20 protein-coding genes are annotated in these 18577 nt (G+C 50.9%); 1 reads left to right on the top strand and 19 read right to left on the bottom strand.

All coding sequences use genetic code 11. From position 1 onward, the window contains the following. Positions 1–3: 3 nt before the first annotated feature. Genes sufU through ACLPHM_RS04040 form a run of 6 tightly spaced genes read right to left on the bottom strand, consistent with a single transcriptional unit; the run spans position 4 to position 5716 of the window. The gene (gene sufU, locus ACLPHM_RS04015; protein WP_430219982.1) at positions 4–459 is read right to left on the bottom strand and encodes a Fe-S cluster assembly sulfur transfer protein SufU; all 456 of its coding nucleotides are present in this window, start codon (positions 457–459) and stop codon (positions 4–6) included. Next, entirely contained in the window at positions 452–1702 is a 1251-nt protein-coding gene (locus ACLPHM_RS04020) for a cysteine desulfurase (protein ID WP_430219983.1), read from the bottom strand. Before ACLPHM_RS04020 ends, sufU begins: the two co-directional genes overlap by 8 nt. Continuing rightward, on the bottom strand, positions 1703–2992 hold the full coding sequence (gene sufD, locus ACLPHM_RS04025; protein WP_430219984.1) for a Fe-S cluster assembly protein SufD: 1290 nt from the start codon (positions 2990–2992) through the stop codon (positions 1703–1705). It abuts the gene before it with no gap. Continuing rightward, on the bottom strand, positions 2989–3765 hold the full coding sequence (sufC, locus tag ACLPHM_RS04030) for a Fe-S cluster assembly ATPase SufC (protein WP_166408954.1): 777 nt from the start codon (positions 3763–3765) through the stop codon (positions 2989–2991). The genes sufD and sufC overlap by 4 nt, the downstream gene beginning before the upstream one ends. A 13-nt stretch (positions 3766–3778) precedes the next feature. Then, entirely contained in the window at positions 3779–5227 is a 1449-nt protein-coding gene (gene sufB, locus ACLPHM_RS04035; RefSeq protein WP_430219985.1) for a Fe-S cluster assembly protein SufB, read from the bottom strand. Beyond that, positions 5228–5716: an SUF system Fe-S cluster assembly regulator gene (locus tag ACLPHM_RS04040; protein WP_430219986.1), complete on the bottom strand. Its 489-nt coding sequence runs from the start codon at positions 5714–5716 to the stop codon at positions 5228–5230. A 180-nt stretch (positions 5717–5896) separates the two neighbouring features. Here ACLPHM_RS04040 and ACLPHM_RS04045 point away from each other — a divergent pair, with 180 nt between their 5' ends. Further along, entirely contained in the window at positions 5897–7498 is a 1602-nt protein-coding gene (locus ACLPHM_RS04045; protein ID WP_430219987.1) for an anti-sigma factor domain-containing protein, read from the top strand. A 12-nt stretch (positions 7499–7510) separates the two neighbouring features. On the opposite strand, the gene ACLPHM_RS04050 is transcribed toward ACLPHM_RS04045, so the two are convergent. From ACLPHM_RS04050 to ACLPHM_RS04110, 13 genes are all read right to left on the bottom strand, one after another. After that, positions 7511–8329 carry a ferritin-like domain-containing protein gene (locus ACLPHM_RS04050; protein WP_430219988.1) on the bottom strand — a complete coding sequence of 273 codons (819 nt, stop codon included), beginning with the start codon at positions 8327–8329 and terminating at the stop codon, positions 7511–7513. 50 nt (positions 8330–8379) lie between these two features. Beyond that, complete coding sequence (locus tag ACLPHM_RS04055; protein WP_430219989.1) at positions 8380–8781, bottom strand: MerR family transcriptional regulator; 402 nt, start codon at positions 8779–8781, stop codon at positions 8380–8382. 47 nt (positions 8782–8828) lie between these two features. Next, the gene (locus ACLPHM_RS04060; protein ID WP_135866268.1) at positions 8829–9143 is read right to left on the bottom strand and encodes an integration host factor subunit alpha; all 315 of its coding nucleotides are present in this window, start codon (positions 9141–9143) and stop codon (positions 8829–8831) included. An 18-nt stretch (positions 9144–9161) separates the two neighbouring features. Beyond that, positions 9162–11567: a phenylalanine--tRNA ligase subunit beta gene (gene pheT, locus ACLPHM_RS04065; protein WP_430219990.1), complete on the bottom strand. Its 2406-nt coding sequence runs from the start codon at positions 11565–11567 to the stop codon at positions 9162–9164. A gap of 63 nt (positions 11568–11630) precedes the next feature. Next, positions 11631–12650: a phenylalanine--tRNA ligase subunit alpha gene (gene pheS / locus ACLPHM_RS04070; protein WP_430219991.1), complete on the bottom strand. Its 1020-nt coding sequence runs from the start codon at positions 12648–12650 to the stop codon at positions 11631–11633. 81 nt (positions 12651–12731) lie between these two features. Continuing rightward, positions 12732–13091 carry a 50S ribosomal protein L20 gene (rplT, locus tag ACLPHM_RS04075; protein ID WP_135864434.1) on the bottom strand — a complete coding sequence of 120 codons (360 nt, stop codon included), beginning with the start codon at positions 13089–13091 and terminating at the stop codon, positions 12732–12734. 18 nt (positions 13092–13109) lie between these two features. Beyond that, positions 13110–13307 (bottom strand): 50S ribosomal protein L35, encoded by a 198-nt coding sequence (gene rpmI / locus ACLPHM_RS04080; RefSeq protein ID WP_135864436.1) that lies wholly within the window; start codon positions 13305–13307, stop codon positions 13110–13112. 177 nt (positions 13308–13484) lie between these two features. Next, entirely contained in the window at positions 13485–14996 is a 1512-nt protein-coding gene (locus ACLPHM_RS04085) for a YifB family Mg chelatase-like AAA ATPase (protein WP_430219992.1), read from the bottom strand. 105 nt (positions 14997–15101) lie between these two features. Next, on the bottom strand, positions 15102–15347 hold the full coding sequence (locus ACLPHM_RS04090) for an accessory factor UbiK family protein (protein WP_135864440.1): 246 nt from the start codon (positions 15345–15347) through the stop codon (positions 15102–15104). A gap of 92 nt (positions 15348–15439) precedes the next feature. Next, positions 15440–15877, bottom strand: coding sequence for a hypothetical protein (locus ACLPHM_RS04095; RefSeq protein ID WP_430219993.1), 438 nt, complete (start codon positions 15875–15877; stop codon positions 15440–15442). 234 nt (positions 15878–16111) lie between these two features. Continuing rightward, entirely contained in the window at positions 16112–17866 is a 1755-nt protein-coding gene (ptsP, locus tag ACLPHM_RS04100) for a phosphoenolpyruvate--protein phosphotransferase (RefSeq protein WP_430219994.1), read from the bottom strand. 20 nt (positions 17867–17886) lie between these two features. Further along, a complete protein-coding gene (locus ACLPHM_RS04105; protein ID WP_430219995.1) occupies positions 17887–18156 on the bottom strand; it encodes an HPr family phosphocarrier protein in 270 nt (89 codons plus the stop codon). 18 nt (positions 18157–18174) lie between these two features. Next, positions 18175–18570 carry a PTS sugar transporter subunit IIA gene (locus ACLPHM_RS04110; protein ID WP_430219996.1) on the bottom strand — a complete coding sequence of 132 codons (396 nt, stop codon included), beginning with the start codon at positions 18568–18570 and terminating at the stop codon, positions 18175–18177. Positions 18571–18577 lie beyond the last annotated feature (7 nt).

The following is an 18577-nucleotide window of genomic DNA, read 5'->3' on the forward strand; positions in this document are numbered from 1 at the left end:
CCCCTATTCTGTCTTTGCGGTTTCTTGGGCTTGGGAAATGGCATTATGCAAAGTGTGCCAAGCCAAAGACGCACACTTCACACGTGCAGGGAACTCTTTCACGCCAGACAATACTTCCAGTTTGCCCAAGTCACGATCAGGGTGCTCTTGGGTCAACATAGCGTGCACATCTTCAAACAACTGCTCTACGTCTGCCTTGCTTTTGCCTTTGCAGGCTTCCGTCATCAACGAGGCCGAGGCCTTAGAGATCGCACAGCCGTGGCCAATGAAGCTCACTTCTTCTACAACACCGTCATCGCTCAGACGTGCATAGACCGTCAATTGATCACCACACAACGGGTTATGCCCATCAGCCTGATGTGTGGCAGGATCCAACGCCTTAAAATTTCGTGGATTGCGGTTATGGTCAAAAATTACTTCTTGATAGAGTTCGCGCAGACCATCAAATGCATTACTCATCACTTACCCCAAAGAGTTTCTGTGCTTTTTTCAAACTAGCTACCAATGCATCTACATCGGCAAATGTGTTGTACACGCCAAAAGACGCACGAGCAGTACCGGGAATGCCCAGTTCAGTCATCAATGGCATCGCGCAATGATGCCCAGCACGAATGGCTACACCATCCATATCCAAGATCGTGCCCAAGTCATGGGGGTGTATGCCATCAACCATGAATGACACCACACCGGCTTTATGCGGTGCTGTGCCAATGATCTTGATGCCTGACAACGCTTGCAATTGCTCAGTCGCATAGGCCAACAGCGCTTGCTCGTGCTCGGTAATGGCATCAAAACCAATACGTTGTACGTACTTTAGGGCTTCCGCCAATACCACCACACCCGCGATATTGGGCGTACCTGCTTCAAATCGTTGTGGTGCAGGCGCAAAGGTGCTGCCAGAAAAGCTCACGGTATGAATCATGTCGCCGCCGCCTTTCCAAGGTGGCATGGCATCCAAAATCGCGTATTTACCGTACAGCACGCCTACGCCTGTAGGACCGTAGATTTTGTGGCCTGAGAAGGCATAAAAATCACAATCCAAATCTTGTACATCTACCACTTGGTGCGCCACAGCCTGAGCACCATCTAACAGCACTACCGCACCCACGGCATGCGCTTGTGCAATCATCTCTTTTACGGGGTTCACGGTACCCAACGCATTAGACACATGCACAAGGCCCACAAATTTTGTACGTGGGTTGAGCAAACGACTGTACTCAGCCTGATCCAAGGTGCCGTCTTCTAGCATAGGCACGACTTTGATCACGGCACCTTTCTCATCCGCCAACAACTGCCACGGCACGATATTGGAGTGGTGCTCTAACATAGTGAGCAAAATCTCATCGCCCGCCTTAATGTTGGCACGCCCCCACGTCGCCGCTACCAAGTTGATGCTATCGGTAGTACCACTGGTGAAAACGATTTCTTCTGTACGTGCCGCATTCAAAAATGCACGTGTGCACTCACGACTGCGATCGTACAAATCGGTCGCATGCTGCGAGAGCCAATGCACACCGCGGTGTATATTGGCGTTCTCGCGTTCGTAGAATTCGCGCTCAGCCTGAATGACACACTGAGGTTTCTGCGTGGTGGCTCCGTTATCCAGATACACCAGTCGCTTGTCACGGATGGGGTGCTGCAAAATGGGGAAATCCCCTTGCACATCCAGTTTGATTTCAGTAACGGCAGAAGCGCTCATCATTTATTCCTCAACCAACGCCAAGCCGCCGGGCAGCAAGGCAGAAATACTAGCGGTTGCTCGAGCTCGCAGAGCATCATTGCGAATACGCTCCAGACTGGAGGCAGCAAACGCATAAATCAACAGGTTGCGAGCTTCTTCTTCACTCAGACCACGAGAGCGCAGGTAGAACAGGCTTTCTTCATCTAGCTGCCCCACCGTCGCACCGTGCGCACATTTCACGTCATCAGCGTAGATTTCCAACTCTGGACGAGCATCGCTACGTGCCAGTTTGGATAACAACAAGCTGTCTGAACGTTGGATAGCATCAGTGCCATCAGCGCCCTTGCCCACCACAATACGGCCACTAAACACACCTCGTGCCATATCAGCCAAAATACCGCGGTAGTACTCGTGGCTAATACAATTAGGCACGGCGTGGTCGATAACGGTGTTGTGGTCAACGTGGCGTTTGCCATCCACGTAGTACAAACCGTTAAACAGTGTCTCGCAGCGTTCGCCCAAGAAGGTGGTACGAATATTGTGACGCGCCAACTTAGCACCAAAGGACAACGAGTGCGACTCAAAGCGCGAGGCTTTTTCCTGCGTCACACTGATATCAGCCAAGTGCAAGGCTTGCGTGTTTTCATGCTGGAACTTCAGGTGTGTCAGGTTCGCATCTGCTGCTACAAACGCTTGTGTGACTACGTTATTCAGTGAAGCGACAGCGTCGTTCACGCTGACGTGATGCTCAACTACCGTCGCTACGGCACCTGCGTCCACACGCACTACGTTACGAGGGAAACTAGCGCCCTGTGCCGCCGTATTCATGAATACCAGGTGCACAGGTTGCTCTAGCATGACGCCTTTAGCGACGTGCACATAAGCACCGTCTTCTGCCAATGCCAAGTTCAATGCGCTAACGCTGGTACCAGCATCGGCAGCACCATAGTACTGTTCCAGATCGGCATTATTTAGCTGAGCGGCCAATGCGCCCAGTGTTACGCCTGCCGGTACGTTATCCAGTTGCGACAACTGGCTTGCGTACTTGCCATCTACAAACACCAACCAGTAGCCAGCTTCAGCGTGTTGCAACGCCTTAACTTGTGCCGTCGCATCAGCACTCACAGGACGCTGGTACTCAGCTTGTTCCAGGAATACCAATGAGGTGTGATGCCAGTTTTCTTGTTTGGTAGTGGGCCAACCTTCTGCTGCAAAACGCTCCAAGGCCTGCTGTCGCTGGCTACTTAGCCATGCGGGTGCTTCTGCCAGTGTCTGCGCATACTCCGTGACCCATGCAGGGAGCTTGCTCATACAGCGGCTCCTTTAGCAGCCTGTTCCGCAGCCAATTCTTTTACCCAGCCGTAACCGCGTTTTTCCAGTTCCAGCGCCAAGCTAGCATCGCCAGACTTGATGATCTGACCATTAGCCAAAACGTGTACGTGATCAGGAACGATGTAATCCAACAGACGTTGATAGTGCGTAATCACGATCATGGCGCGATCAGGGGCACGCAGACGGTTCACACCATCAGCCACCACACGCAAGGCATCGATATCCAAACCGGAGTCAGTTTCGTCCAGAATGGCCAACTTAGGTTCTAACAGACTCATCTGCAGAACTTCATTACGTTTTTTCTCGCCGCCAGAGAAACCTTCGTTCACAGAGCGGTACAAGAATTCTTCACGCATACCCACGGTTTTCATTTCAGCTTTAACCAGCTTCAAGAAATCCATGGCATCCAGCTCGGGCTCACCGCGTTGACGGCGAATAGCGTTCAAGGATGCTCGCAGGAAGTAAGCGTTAGACACGCCAGGAATTTCGATGGGGTATTGGAACGCCAAGAACACGCCATTACGGGCACGCTCTTCAATAGCCATGTCCAACAAATCTTGACCATCAAACTCTACTGAACCACCGTTAATGGTGTAGTCATCACGACCCGCCAACACTTGCGACAAGGTACTTTTACCAGAGCCGTTAGGGCCCATGATGGCGTGTACTTCACCCGCTTTAACTTCCAGATTCAGACCGCGCAAAATTTGTTTGTCTTCAATAGAAGCACGTAAATCTTTAATACTCAACATGATGAAGCTCTCCTTAACCTACACTGCCTTCCAAACTTACGCCGAGCAGGTTTTGGGCCTCGACTGCAAATTCCATTGGCAACTCTTTAATAACATCCTTGCAAAAACCGTTCACGATCATGGAAACGGCATCTTCAGCTGAAATCCCACGCTGCATGGCATAGAACAACTGATCCTCGCCAATGCGGGATGCGGTTGCTTCGTGCTCGACGTTAGCCGTAGGATTTTGCACTTCCATGGTTGGGAAGGTATGAGCTGAACAGCGCTTGCCAATCAGCAAGGAGTCACACTGGGTAAAATTCCGGGCATTTTCTGCTTTAGGGGTAATACGCACCAAACCACGGTACGTGTTCATGCCCTCACCAGCCGAAATACCTTTAGAAATGATAGTGCTACGGGTATTTTTACCCATATGTATCATTTTGGTGCCGGTATCTGCCTGCTGACGGTGATTACTCAACGCTACCGAGTAGAACTCGCCTACGGAGTCATCGCCACGCAAGATCACACTTGGGTATTTCCAAGTGATTGCAGAACCCGTTTCTACCTGAGTCCAAGAGATACGTGAACGAGCGCCACGGCATTCGCCACGCTTTGTCACGAAGTTATAAATACCGCCCACCCCGTCTTTATCGCCGGGATACCAGTTTTGCACGGTGGAATATTTAATGTTTGCATCATCCAACGCGACCAGTTCAACCACTGCCGCATGCAACTGGTTTTCATCTCGCATGGGCGCCGTACAGCCTTCTAGGTAGCTTACCGAAGCACCTTCTTCTGCAATGATCAACGTACGCTCAAACTGCCCTGTATTGGCCGCATTAATACGGAAGTAGGTAGAGAGTTCCATGGGGCAACGTACGCCTTTAGGAACAAACACAAACGAACCGTCGGAGAACACAGCGGAGTTCAGCGCTGCATAGAAGTTATCCGTAGTAGGAACTACCGTACCCAAGTACTTGCGAATAAGCTCTGGGTATTTATGCACGGCTTCAGAGAAGGCACAGAAAATCACGCCTACGTCTTCTAGCTGCTTTTTAAAGGTAGTCGCCACCGACACGGAGTCAAATACCGCATCTACTGCCACACCAGCCAAACGTGCGCGCTCATGCAGAGGTACGCCTAGTTTTTCGTAAGTACGCAGCAATTCTGGATCGACTTCGTCCAGACTTTTAGGGCCATCATCCTTACTTTTGGGGGCCGCGTAATAACTGATGTCTTGGAAATCTATAGGAGGATAATTCACCACCGACCACGTCGGCGACTTCATTTTCAACCATTGGCGATAAGCAGCCAAACGCCATTCGAGCATAAACTCGGGCTCCTGCTTTTTAGCAGAAATCAGGCGGATGGTATCTTCATTTAGCCCCTTAGGGATGATGACAGATTCAATATCCGTCACAAAACCTGCTTCGTATTCTCTATCGAGAAACGTATCGAGGTGTTCGTTGACAGTACTCATTCAAGAAAGCTCCACTTTGGAAGTGCGTGCTGTGAAGGGTGTTTGGTCTTGCAAGACCGTACGTTTAAGAGGAAATTCTGAGGGCGAAGGCCGAATCATGTCTGCAACACTGACATCTTCCAGCGTTCGACGTACAATATCGTTGATTCGTTGCCAGTTGCTACGAATGTGGCAATCTGATTCCACAGTACAGGCGCCTGGAGTCGCTACACATTCGGTAATACCGAAAGGCTGATCGTCCAGAGCATCAATAATCTGCGCAACGCTAATTTCATTAGCTGGCCGCGCGAGCGTATAACCACCACGCGCACCACGAGTACTGATGACCAGCTCATCCTGACTTAGCAGCTTCAACACTTTGCTGACTGTGGGTTGCCCCAACCCCAGTAGTGTAGCGAGCTCCGATGCACTGAACACACGGCTGGGGTCTCCCGCCATATGGGTCAGAACAAGGGTTCCATAGTCTATAATTTTGCTGATTCGCAGCATATCGCGATCTCTTGCAAGCCTCAAATAAGGATATGGTACTGCTTTGGTACTATATGCGTCAAATCACCTAGGTAAGCAGATCACTGTTACCCCCACCCTGCGCAAGATTTAGCACTTTTAAACAACAGTTTCCCCTACAATAGATGTTTCGTTTACATTTTCTGGCACGCAGCATCTCTCATGGTTTCCCGTCACGTCGATCTCAACACCGCCTTGCAGCTTTGTGCCAAAGGCGACCAACGCGCTTTTGCTGACCTTTACACCCAAGAAATGCCCCGCATTATGGCGTATTCCTTGTCTATGCTAGGCAGCCCCTCTGCAGCAGAAAACCTGGCTTGCGAAACATTTGTACTGGCGTGGAAAAACTCGTTGGGCTTTGACGCATCACTAGGAAGTGCCCAAGCGTGGGTATACAGCATCTTGCGTTACCGCGCGCGTGCACATCAACAGCGAGGAGCTAGCGCGGGAGACCTGCCTAGCAGCACCCCTAGCCACCGTTACAGCAGTGGGTTACTGGCTTACTTCCCGCGCTTGGACCAAACCTCCAAACAAGTATTGCTGATGGCCTACCTGCAGGGCAAAAACTATGCAGATATCGCTCAGCGAGAAAACACCCCAGTCAGTCAATTACGTAGACGCACCCGTTTGGGTATAGCCTTGCTACGCAAGCTACTGCACGGTCAAAGCACCTCATTAGATGAGCAGCAGCTACAAATTGCCGAGTACACCTTAGGTTTGCTGTCTGATACTGAGCAACACGCGATACAGTCATTGTTACAACATGATGACCAAGCGGCGCACGACGCACTGAGCTGGGAGCAAGATCTGATTGCGTTGTGTGACTTGTTGCCGCAGCAGCAACCTCCCTCTGAAGCACTATTTGTGCGCATACAGGAAATGCTGGGGCTAAACCCCATTGCCTTGACCGCTGCCCAAACATCCGACCACCAGAACTTTCAGCCCAAGCTGTACCGTGCCGACGCCGCCTCTACGTTTGCGATCCCTGCCAAAGAACAAGACTCTATCGCCGTTGCGGAGCCTGAACCAGAGCCCGAAGATGTAGAGGACCTACATCACATCAGCTTCTCTGCCCGTGACGACCAACCCGTCCACGACGAGCAGCGTTATGCCGCAGCGGCTGCGCCTGCTGCCACCACCAGCGCACACAACGACTTCTCCCCTGCCCCCACCGAAAGCTTCACCGCTCAACGTGACGAGCCACGTTCTCAAGCTCGTGCCAAACAGCAAAAACCAGCCAAACCCAAAAAGCCGTTAACGTTGAAGCTCTCAAAGCCATGGCGTATTGCTGCCATCGCCTTGGCGGTAGTTGCTGTAGCGCTGATTGTGATCAGCCTATTGCCCACTAAACCACCCATTACGGTGATTGAAATGGCACCACGCTATGGCGCTATTTTGATGGCCCCTGGCCAATCCTCCACACCCGGCTGGGTCATGACCTCTGACCCCGAAGGCAACCTGCTACTAGAACCTAAAGTACACACACAGTTGGACGCCAACCAAAGCGCTCAACTGTGGACGCAACGCCCTTTTGACCCTAAGCCAACTTCACTAGGGCTCATTGACCCCAACCAGCCTGTAGCCCTGCCGGTCTCCCTTATAGGTACTATTGAGAACGATCAAGTTTTTGAGATCACACTAGAAAGCGCCCAAGGGGCCGCCGCCGGACAACCTCAAGGGCCAGTGCTGTTTATTGGGCGTATTGTGCGCTTTGGTGAAGTTCCCGCTATGCAAGCCCCTGGCGCTGCCAGTGAAGCCTCCTAAACGGAATAGACATTAGCGATTGCGCTTACGGGCGGCGTCCTGCTGCTCTAACCACTCTAACTCTGCCTGCTCAAAACCCGCCTCAAGGCGCGCCGGAATATTAAACGGCCCTTTTAAGGTGGGCGCACGAAACTTCTCTGCCATGATGGGATACATCGCTATAGGGTCTACCCCTTGCTGCGAACACTGCCAGCGATACCAGTAATTGCCTAACGCTACGTGCCCCACCTCATCACGCAAGATGATATCCAAAACAGCAGCGCCTTTTTCATCCCCCACTTGAGCCAGCCTATTACGCACAATAGGGCAGGCATCCAAGCCCCTGGCTTCTAAGGTTCTAGGTACTAGGGCTAACCGCGCTAACAAATCATCTTCAGTGCGCTCAGCCATATCCCATAGGCCATCATGCGCAGGGAAATAACCATAATCAAAACCCAGCTCACGCAGGTAATCGCGTAGCAAGTTAAAGTGATACACCTCTTCGGCAGCAACGTTAAGCCATCCACCATAAAAGGCTTCGGGCATGCCGGCGAACCGCCACATGATATCCAGCGCCAGATTGATGGCGTTGAATTCAATATGCGCTAAGGCATGCAATAACCCTGCCCTGCCCTCTACCGCCCCCAACCCACGATGCGGCACGTTCTGTGGCGCTACAATAGGTGGCGCATCAGGTCGGCCAGGCACACCCATAGGGGCGACATAAGATGCCGCCGTATCCACCAAAGGCGTTTGAATACCTTGTATGTGGCGCACCAGTTCCGATTTTTTTTGTGGATCAGGCTCTAACAGTGCGGCTAGCGCTAGCTGTCGTATACACGTTTTTTGCATAGAAAAAGTCCGGCTAGAAGCCGGACCCTTTTGTATTCAGAAAAACCATCTTAGTGCGCGGCGGCTGTTTTAGTCAGCACATGATCCAACGCATTCGCGACGTTTTCCAACTCTTGGCGCAGACCTTGTAGCTCTACACCGCTTAAACGAACTGCCGCTTCGCTATCGTAAGGAACTTCCACACCATCACCCAGACGATTACGCGCACCGCTGATGGTGAAACCCTCTTCGTACAGCAGCTTACGAATACGACGAATCAGCAATACCTCGTGGTGCTGGTAGTAACGTCGATTACCTCTACGTTTTACCGGCTTTAATTGCATGAACTCCTGTTCCCAGTACCGCAGCACGTGCGGCTTCACACAACACAGCTCGCTTACCTCACCAATAGTGAAATAGCGTTTGGCAGGAATAGGAGGCAGATTTGCCGTAGTATTTTCTACATTCGTCATGATGAGTTCTTAATCAATGCGAGAGACAAAAAAGCATGGACCTGCGATCAGGCTTCAACCACCTGTTCTACATCTTCCACTACCGCTTTCAATTTCTGACTGGCATGGAATGTCACTACACGACGAGCTGAAATAGGTATCACCTCGCCGGTTTTTGGGTTACGACCAGGGCGCGGCGGTTTATTGCGCACCTGGAAATTACCAAACCCAGACAGTTTCACTTCATCACCTTGTTCCAGCGTATTGCGGATCTCGGCAAAAAACGTATCAACAATGTCTTTTGCTTCCCGCTTATTCAACCCCACGTGGTCGAACAACAATTCGGTCAGTTCTGCTTTAGTAAGCGTGCTGCTGACATTCATGAATACCTCTCCCCTTCCTTATGCGCGCTGACGTACTTGGTGATTATCAACCAGCGCTTTTAACAACTGTTGCATTGCTTGTTCTACTGTGGCGTCGTCCAGAGTGCTGTCAGGCGATTGCAGCCAGAAACGCATTGCCAAACTCTGCTCAGCAGGGTCTGCTGGATCGCGCCAAATATCAAACAAGCGAATATCCTTAACGATAGCAAGATTTTCATGCTGGCGCACGGTTTCTTGCAAGGTATCCACCAAGCTTTGGTAAGTCACTTGACTGTTTACCCAGAATGCCAAGTCACGCTGCACCACCGGCTGTCTGGACAAGGCTTTAGCTTCTGGCAAATCTTTGTGCGACAAGGCTTCTACATCCACCTCAAAAACCACTGGTGCTGTAGAGATATCCATGTTTTGCAACCATGCTGGATGCAGTTCGCCAATGAAACCTACCGCTTTACCGTCTAGCTCAATGCGTGCGCTGCGACCTGGGTGCAGTGCAGGATGCTCTGCTGCCACGAAGCGCAAATCTTGTGCTTTGCCAGCAAACAGTGTTTCTACATCTTTTTTGACGTCAAAGAAATCAACGTTACGCTTCGCCATGCCCCACTGCTCTGGGAACGCTTGCCCCCATGCTGCACCAGCCAAGTGTGTGGGTTGAGCGATACCAGCCACTTCCAAATCACTGCTTTGCACGCTGGCATCACGACGGAACACACGCCCCAACTCAAACACACGCACACGCGGCTGACGATGTTTAGCGTTGTACTCAATGTTGGCCAGCAAACCGCCCAACAGCGAAGAACGCATTACGGCCAAATGGCTAGCAATAGGGTTCAACAACCGCACAGGATCTTGATTGCCGTGGTAATTCTTCTCCCACTCTTCTTCTACGAAAGAGTAGTTAATGACTTCCTGGAAATCCAACGCTGCCATGCTGGCACGCAATGCGTGTGGGCCGCGCAAGGATTCAGGTTCCTCGTACATGGCGGCTCGCGCTACAGGCGGCACATCAGGTAAGTTTTCAAAACCGTAGATACGTGCCACTTCTTCGATAAGATCTTCTTCGATCTGCATATCGAAACGGTAGCTAGGCGGCACAACCGTAAACACCTGATCCTTACATTGGAACTCAAAGCCCAAGCGTTGGAAAATGCGTGTCACCTGTTCTTCGGATACCGGCACACCCAACACTTTATGGCAGCGCGCCAAACGCATAGAGACAGGCTCACGTGCTGGCAGCTTACGCTGGATGTCATCAACCGGGCCTGCTTGGCCACCGCAAATATCCAGAATCAACGCCGTAATGCGTTCAACGTGTTCAGTAATGTGATCGAAATCCACACCACGCTCAAAACGGTGGCTGGCATCAGACGAGAATTTGTACTCACGAGCGCGGCCCATGATGGCCTCTGGCCACCAGAAAGCAGACTCCAAGAACACATCGGTAGTGTCTAGTGTCACAGCGGTGTCTTCACCACCCATGATACCTGCCAAGCTTTCAATCTTGCCGTTGCAAGCGATCACGCCTACTTTGTCGTTCAGATCAATTACTTTGCCGCTCAGCAGTTCTAATTTCTCGCCTTCTTTGGCCCAACGCACTTCCAAACCGCCTTGCAGCTTGGACAAATCAAATACGTGGGAAGGACGGCCCATTTCTAGCATGACGTAGTTGGAGATATCTACCAACGCCGACACTGGACGCTGGCCTGAGCGCTCCAAACGGCGCTTCATCCAATCTGGTGTTTCAGCGCGTGCGTTCACACCTTTAATCACACGACCTACAAAACGGCCACACAAGTCAGGCGCTTGTACATCTACCGCAACCTGATCGTTAATGCTAACCGCTACAGGCGCGCAGCTAGGTACGTTTAGGGGCAGCTCATTCAGTGCTGCTACTTCACGTGCCACACCCAACACAGACAAACAATCTGCACGATTAGGCGTCATTTTTAGTTCGAACACGGTGTCGTCTAGATCTAGATATTCACGAATATCTGTGCCTACTGGTGCGCTAGCGGGTAGCTCCATTAGGCCTTCGTGATCTGTAGACAACCCCAACTCACGAGCAGAGCACAACATACCTGCAGAAGGCACGCCACGCATTTTTACTGCACCAATTGTCATGCCACCAGGCAGTTCTGCACCAATACGAGCGACTGGTACGCGCAAACCTTCTGCCGCATTCGGTGCGCCGCACACAATTTGCAGCAACTCACCTGAGCCGTCGTCCACTTTGCACACGCGCAAACGGTCTGCATCGGGGTGAGGAGCCACATTAACAATGTGGCCTACCACTACGCCAGTAAAAGCGGGTGCAGCGGTAAAGACATCCTCTACCTCTAGCCCTGCCATGGTCAACTGGTGAGCCAGTGCATCGGCATCCAAAGTGGTATTAACAAAAGAACGAAGCCAGGATTCTGAAATTAACATGATGAATACGTAAGCGTAAAAAGTTGCCGTAGCGTTTGGAGGTGAAGGGCCTTCAGAGTCTTATCAGGCGAATTGGCGCAAGAAACGCAAATCGCCTTCGTAAAACAGACGCAAGTCGTTAACACCATAACGCAACATCGTCAGGCGTTCCAAGCCAGAGCCAAAAGCAAAACCAATGTATTGCTCAGGGTCTAATCCAAAATTACGCACTACGTTGGGGTGTACCTGTCCGCAACCAGAAATCTCCAGCCATTTACCTTGGTTAGGACCACTGGTAAACATCATATCAATTTCAGCAGAGGGCTCCGTGAAGGGAAAGAAAGATGGGCGGAAACGCACCACCAAATCGTCGCTTTCAAAGAAGGTACGCAAGAAATCGGTATACACGCCTTTGAGGTCTGCAAAAGAAATATCTTCAGCAATCCACAAACCTTCCACTTGGTGGAACATAGGCGAGTGTGTTGCATCGCTGTCTACACGGTAGGTGCGGCCAGGAGCAATCACTTTAATAGGGGGTTTATGCATACGTGCGTAGCGCACTTGCATAGGACTGGTGTGTGTGCGCAGCAGCAATGGCAAGCCGCTCTCATCGTTCATGTCGATGTAGAACGTATCGTGCATAGAGCGCGCGGGGTGATTTTCCGGGCTGTTCAGCGCGGTAAAGTTAGTCCAGTCATTTTCGATTTCGGGGCCATTTGCCACACCAAAACCAATAGAGCCAAAAATCTGCTCTACACGTTGCCAAGTCTGAATCACCGGGTGAATACCACCCATGGCACGACCTCGGCCTGGCAGCGTGACATCAATCGCTTCTGCAGTCAGCTTTTTGTTCAGCTCAGCTTGTGCCATTTCAGCACGGCGAGCATTTAATAAATCTTCAACCTGACGTTTTAACTGATTAATTCTTGCCCCTTCTTCTTTTTTTTCTTCGGGAGACAAGGTTGCTAGCCCTTTCAGCAATGCTGTAATTTCGCCCTGCTTGCCCAGAAAACGGGCTTTGGCATTTTCCAGCGATGCAGCATCCTGAGCCTCAGCAAATTGAGACTGAGCACGCGCAATAAAATCTTCTACAGAGAACGTCATGGTGTGTTTTGCCTTTACCAAAAACAAACGGAGCCCATGCAGAGCCCCGTTTGCCATCTATACTAAACGACGATAAGCCGATTAAGCTGCCAGAGCGGTTTTAGCCTGAGCTACCACAGCGGCGAAGCCTGCTTTGTCATTTACAGCCATATCAGCCAGAACTTTACGATCCAACTCGATATTAGCTTTATTCATGCCTGCGATAAACTGGCTGTATGTTACACCCAACTCACGGCATGCAGCGTTGATACGAGCAATCCACAGTGCGCGGAATACACGTTTGCGATTACGACGGTCGCGGTATGCATATTGACCGGCCTTCATCACAGCCTGTTTGGCTACGCGATAAGACGTACCGCGGCGACCACGGAAACCCTTGGCTTCAGCCAAAACTTTTTTATGACGAGCGTGGGCTGTTACACCACCTTTAACACGTGACATAGTAGTAGTTCTCCGTTATCAGGCGAAAGGAAGCATCGCTTTTACAGCGGACACATCAGATTTATGAACTTCAACTGCACCACGCAATTGACGTTTGTTTTTAGTAGTTTTCTTGGTAAGGATGTGACGCTTGAACGCCTGACCCCGTTTAATGGAGCCACTACCACGAACAATAAAGCGCTTGGAAGCACTTTTCTTCGTTTTCATTTTAGGCATGATGACACTCTAGTAAAGTTGTGACTGGCGGTGACAGGCCAAACTGATAGCGCTGCACTTGATAACCGACATGACACTTATTGTTTTTTCTAGGGGAACCACATTGGCCAAAGCCAAACCCTTGAAAAGCTAATAATTATAGAAAGATACCGAAAAAATGTCTAGCCAATTCAAACTTTAGCCACGATATTGTATGGCCATCGCCAGATGCTCGGTCTGTATGTGCTCAGACTCAGCTAGATCAGCAAGGGTACGAGCAACTTTTTTAGCCCGCTGCACGCTGCGCCCAGACCACCCCCACCGCCTAATGCACTGGCGCAACAAATGCTCTGCCTCATCACCCAAGCCTGCATAAAGCGCCACGCCCTCTTCGTCTAGCCTACTATTTAAACAGCCTTGCCGCTGCTGTTGTATGGCCTGCGCACTCGCTACCCGTTTGCGTATTTGCACAGAGCTTTCCATTACGGCAGAGGAATCTAGCACCTCAATTTCTACCTTTAGGTTGATGCATAAATCCAACCTATCCATGAAAGGCCCTGATAATTTAGCCCTATAACGCTCTATACGTTCAGGCGTACACAGACACTGCTGCACCGCGTGCCCCAACCATCCACATGGACACGGATTCATCGCCGCTACCAGTTGAAAGTCCGCCGGGAACCACACACTACGCCCAGCTCGGGCTATTGTGATCCCACCCGTTTCTAGCGGTTCACGCAAAGCCTCTAATGCGCGCCCACCGAACTCTGCCACCTCATCCAAAAACAACACGCCGTGGTGCGCCAGCGATATCTCGCCTGGCTTAGGCTGTGAGCCGCCACCCACTAAGGCCACCGTCGATGCAGAATGATGAGGCGATCGAAACGGTGGCAACGCATTCACAGGCTCAGACCTGCCAGCCCCCCCTGCCAGCACAGCCACATCCAAACGCTGCGTTTCTGATAATTCTGGCAGCACTGTGATCAAGCGCTGTGCCAGCATGCTTTTACCTACACCAGGCGTTCCACGTAGCAACACATTGTGCCTACCCGCTGCCGCCACCTCTATCGCATGCCTGGCTTGTTGCTGCCCTTTCACCTCTGACATACATAACCCCGCAGACAGCGAATCTGCTATAACCGCCGGCTCGGGTAAGGCACAGGTTAGCTCATGCGTAAGCAAAGCCTCCACAAGCTGACGCACGCTACTTGCCCCATAGACCTGCACTTCACTAACTTGTGCAGCCATAGCCGCACACACTTGCGGCACAATCAGTTGCCTAAAGCCTAGTTTTGCGGCACTCCATGCGACTGCTACCGGCGCAGCCAAACGCAACAACGCCCCAGTGAGCGATAACTCGCCTGCAAGCATATAGTGATCTATGCATAACGGCACCGAAGGCGAGTGCTCACTTTCCACTGCCAATTGGCCTGATGCCAACAAAATTCCTATCGCAATAGGCAAATCAAAATGCGCAGCGTCTTTAGGTAAATCGGCAGGCGCCAAATTCACTGTAATACGTGCTACAGGAAAATTGAATCCACTACTTTGCAGGGCTGAACGCACCCGCTCACGACTCTCTCGAACACCAGTATCAGGTAAGCCCACCACACTAAAAGCAGGTAACCCTGCCCCTATATGTACTTCTACCTGTACTGCGTGAGGTTGCATGCCCATGAGGACACAACTATTCACTACTGCTAACGACATAGCGCACACTCAAAAACCAAAGTTAGAGTGTGCCGCTATATCGCCCCATCACATGCCGATACGCCTACCTTTAGCCATCCGCCATGTTACCTACTGACGACTGACTTATTTACCCGCTGCAGCGTCTTCCAACGCCTGCACACGAGCTTCCAGTGCAGCAATACGTTGTAGCGCACGATCCAACAGCGCGCTTTGTGTATCGAACTCTTCACGAGTCAGTAAATCCATGCGTGAAAAAGCCTGAGTCATCATCGCACGCACATTTTTTTCTATATCGGCAGCCGGACTTTTGGCAATAAGGTCGGAGACGTTTTTCTGTAGATCATTCAACCAATCGGTACGAGGATTCATGCTTATTCCTTTGATTCATAGTGCAATGGCATCAGTGTATAAAAAAATGGCTGCCTAGGGCAGCCATTTTCTACTCCTGTGAGAATACAGGATTATTTTTTGTCGCCGTTACCTACAGCATTTTGAATAGCTTCGTCAGCTTTAGCGGTGCCACTTTCAATGGCTTCACCTACGTCTTTAGCTGCTTCAGCTGTAGCATCTTTCAGCTCGTCGGCTTTTTTACCAACTGCGTCCATTGCTTCGTCTACTTTGCTTTTAGTAGCATCAGCTTCGCTTTCGGCTGCTTGAGTAGTTTCGTCAGCCTTTTCTTCGGCTTTATCAGCCTCTTGTTTCACTGTTTCTGCTGCGTTATCAGCAGACTCTTTTACCACTTCAACGGATTCTTCAACTACGACCTCTGCCTGTTGCGCAGTAGGAGCAGCTGCAGGCGTTGGAGCAGCTTTTTTATCCTCACCTTCCGAGCACGCGGCCAGCAGGCTCAGTGAAGCAACAGCGGCAAATACGGCAAGATGCGAACGAGTCTTTTTCATAACTATCCTTACATGATCCACGTAGTGTAACAACATACTTCAAACCAGACGCGACAAACAGGCTTGAAGCGAAAACAATTCTCATTCTACTGGTGAGCTACGTTATAAACCAGTCTTATGTTCGAAACAAAATTTAAAAATGGTAAAAAGTTACGTGAAATTTTTTACCATTCATATAAAGCCTAAGGGATAGAGAAAGTTGCGCCATAACAGCCAACCTCTGCCTACGTTTTCCTAGTGCAGAATTGCCAAATCCAAACGCTCAGCCCTATTCAATGCCCCCGCCACTTTCGTACGCAAAGCATTGGAATGCGCCGTAACAATTTCACGCTTCACATCCAACAACTGCGCAGCATGCATAGAGAAACGTGTTAGCCCTAAGCCCAATAGCAAACGCGTTAACATAGGGTCGCCTGCCATTTCGCCACACACCGACACTGGCGTATTAAAGCGTTCACCCGCGTTAATAGTCTGTGCAATCACACGCAAAACAGCTGGGTGCTGCGGGTCGTACAAATCAGCCACCTCAGAGTCACCCCTATCAACGGCCATAATGTACTGGATTAGGTCATTCGTACCTATAGACAAAAAATCTAAGGTTTCAGCAAATGGCTCTATCGCAATAGCAATAGCCGGGACTTCTACCATCGCGCCCAACTGAATAGTATCGGCAACAGTAATACCCTGCGCAAATAAAGACTGTTTCGCTTCATTGATAGCCTGGCGCACCGCAATCACTTCTTTAATGCTAGAAATCATGGGCACCAAAATGCGCAACGTACCATGCACGGACGCACGCAACAACGCACGCAGCTGTGTTTGGAATAAATCAGGATTCGCCAAACAATACCGCACTGCACGCAAACCCAAAGCGGGATTAGTCGCTACAGTTTGCTCGCCATCGAGCACCTTATCCGCGCCAATATCCAAGGTACGGATGGTCACAGGCTTACCCTGCATAGCTTCTAGCACAGCCTTATAAGCTTGGTACTGTTCTTCTTCATCAGGCAAGGTGCTACGCCCCATGAACAAGAACTCACTGCGAAACAAACCTATGCCTTGCGCCCCTGCCGCTAACGCCTGCTCAGCCTCTTCAGGCATTTCAATATTGGCTTCCAAATGCACAGCAATACCATCCAAGGTAACAGATGGCGCATCACGCAATGAGGCCAGACTGGCTCTGGCCAGCGCAAACTCGGCTTGTTTCTGACGGTACTCTTCCAACACGAGTTCTGATGGGTTTACCATCACCGCACCCGTAAAGCCATCAGCGATCAGCATATCGCCATCGCGTACCAAAGAGCGGAAATTACCCAATCCCACCACGGCCGGCACCGCCATACTTCGCGCCACAATCGCGGTATGCGAGGTAGGGCCACCTAAGTCTGTCAAAAAGGCCGCAAACTTCGCTTCACGCAAGCCCATCATGTCAGCAGGAGCGATGTCGCGCGCCACAACAATCAACGGCTCATCATCGGCTTGCGTTAAGGCATGTAGCGTCAACGGCTTAGCGCCAGACAACAGCAGCAATACTCGCTCTATGACTTGGCGTATATCCGCACCACGCTCACGCAAGTACTCGTCTTCCATCGCGGAAAACTGCTCTTGCAATAACTGCCCTTGTGTGGTCAACGCCCACTCAGCGTTATAAAAACGCTCACGTATCAGCGCCATTGTCTGCAAGCGCAACTGCGGATCGTCTAGTAGCAGTACATGCACCCCCAATAGCGATGCCATTTCCTTGGGTGCATCAGCAGGCAAACCCGATGCTAAGGCGTTGACTTCGTCCCGCGCCTTATCCATGGCCGCACACAGTCGCACACACTCCTGCTCTACTTCCTCTGCCGCCACTCGGTAATGCGGCACTTCCAGCGCCGCCGCTCCCATTACTACTGCTCTACCTATGGCATAGCCACGTACCACGCCCTGCCCTTGCGCACAGAACATGGCCGATGGTGTAGTACAGATGCTCTGTGTTGCCTCTTGCATCCCCTTTGCTCCTCTTTTGGCTACTGCTCTTCGCCAAACTTCTGTTCAAACAACTGCTTGATTTCAGCCAGCGCTTGCTCGGCATCGTCGCCTTCAGCATCAATAGTGACTGCCACACCCAAACCGGCTGCTAGCATCATGACACCCATGATACTTTTGGCATTCACACGATGGGTTTGACGAGAAATAAAGATTTCGCTTTTAAAGCGTGACGCCATTTGCGTCAATTTTGCTGCTGCTCGGGCATGCAACCCTAGTTTGTTGCTAATCACTATTTCTATAGATGGCATGACTATCTACCTTTCTCTTTATATTTTGTCTTTATCTAGGTCTGCGTTAAACACAGCAATGGCTTTGCCAGCGCTTTGCTTTACGGCATCAACAAACTGCTCTGGAGCCGTCTGACGGTCACAAACCGACTTCAACACCATCCCCAAATTGGCACCTACGATCACATCCGCCTGCCCACCCTCTTGCGCCATGGCAGCCTGTGCCAATCTGGCAATATTGAACGGTGTAGCACCTACTACATCGCACAATATTAATACTGGGGCATCGGGCTTTTCTCGATAAAACGCCACAAGTTTCTGCACCCAAGCGGATACATCATCGTCAGCGTGTATATCAAAAACCCTAAAGGAAGCACCCGCTGATAGCACGTGCTCCACACAAGCCTGAAATGCCTGGCCCAATGGCGCATGCATAACCAGC

This window comes from Paenalcaligenes sp. Me131, assembly GCF_050487225.1.
In the GTDB taxonomy this organism is placed as follows: Bacteria; Pseudomonadota; Gammaproteobacteria; order Burkholderiales; family Burkholderiaceae_B; genus Paenalcaligenes.

What these genes read in the sequence shown, in the direction of transcription:
- rplT (WP_135864434.1), bottom strand. Translation starts at nt 13,091, where the DNA reads ATGTCACGTGTTAAAGGTGGTGTAACAGCCCACGCTCGTCATAAAAAA.
- ACLPHM_RS04090 (WP_135864440.1), bottom strand. Translation starts at nt 15,347, where the DNA reads ATGAATCCTCGTACCGATTGGTTGAATGATCTACAGAAAAACGTCTCC.
- ACLPHM_RS04105 (WP_430219995.1), bottom strand. Translation starts at nt 18,156, where the DNA reads ATGCCATCTATAGAAATAGTGATTAGCAACAAACTAGGGTTGCATGCC.
- ACLPHM_RS04045 (WP_430219987.1), top strand. Translation starts at nt 5,897, where the DNA reads ATGGTTTCCCGTCACGTCGATCTCAACACCGCCTTGCAGCTTTGTGCC.
- ACLPHM_RS04060 (WP_135866268.1), bottom strand. Translation starts at nt 9,143, where the DNA reads ATGAATGTCAGCAGCACGCTTACTAAAGCAGAACTGACCGAATTGTTG.
- ptsP (WP_430219994.1), bottom strand. Translation starts at nt 17,866, where the DNA reads ATGCAAGAGGCAACACAGAGCATCTGTACTACACCATCGGCCATGTTC.
- rpmI (WP_135864436.1), bottom strand. Translation starts at nt 13,307, where the DNA reads ATGCCTAAAATGAAAACGAAGAAAAGTGCTTCCAAGCGCTTTATTGTT.
- ACLPHM_RS04110 (WP_430219996.1), bottom strand. Translation starts at nt 18,570, where the DNA reads ATGCATGCGCCATTGGGCCAGGCATTTCAGGCTTGTGTGGAGCACGTG.
- sufD (WP_430219984.1), bottom strand. Translation starts at nt 2,992, where the DNA reads ATGAGCAAGCTCCCTGCATGGGTCACGGAGTATGCGCAGACACTGGCA.
- sufU (WP_430219982.1), bottom strand. Translation starts at nt 459, where the DNA reads ATGAGTAATGCATTTGATGGTCTGCGCGAACTCTATCAAGAAGTAATT.
- ACLPHM_RS04055 (WP_430219989.1), bottom strand. Translation starts at nt 8,781, where the DNA reads ATGACGAATGTAGAAAATACTACGGCAAATCTGCCTCCTATTCCTGCC.
- ACLPHM_RS04040 (WP_430219986.1), bottom strand. Translation starts at nt 5,716, where the DNA reads ATGCTGCGAATCAGCAAAATTATAGACTATGGAACCCTTGTTCTGACC.
- ACLPHM_RS04095 (WP_430219993.1), bottom strand. Translation starts at nt 15,877, where the DNA reads ATGAAAAAGACTCGTTCGCATCTTGCCGTATTTGCCGCTGTTGCTTCA.
- ACLPHM_RS04020 (WP_430219983.1), bottom strand. Translation starts at nt 1,702, where the DNA reads ATGATGAGCGCTTCTGCCGTTACTGAAATCAAACTGGATGTGCAAGGG.
- ACLPHM_RS04050 (WP_430219988.1), bottom strand. Translation starts at nt 8,329, where the DNA reads ATGCAAAAAACGTGTATACGACAGCTAGCGCTAGCCGCACTGTTAGAG.
- sufC (WP_166408954.1), bottom strand. Translation starts at nt 3,765, where the DNA reads ATGTTGAGTATTAAAGATTTACGTGCTTCTATTGAAGACAAACAAATT.
- pheT (WP_430219990.1), bottom strand. Translation starts at nt 11,567, where the DNA reads ATGTTAATTTCAGAATCCTGGCTTCGTTCTTTTGTTAATACCACTTTG.
- ACLPHM_RS04085 (WP_430219992.1), bottom strand. Translation starts at nt 14,996, where the DNA reads ATGTCGTTAGCAGTAGTGAATAGTTGTGTCCTCATGGGCATGCAACCT.
- sufB (WP_430219985.1), bottom strand. Translation starts at nt 5,227, where the DNA reads ATGAGTACTGTCAACGAACACCTCGATACGTTTCTCGATAGAGAATAC.
- pheS (WP_430219991.1), bottom strand. Translation starts at nt 12,650, where the DNA reads ATGACGTTCTCTGTAGAAGATTTTATTGCGCGTGCTCAGTCTCAATTT.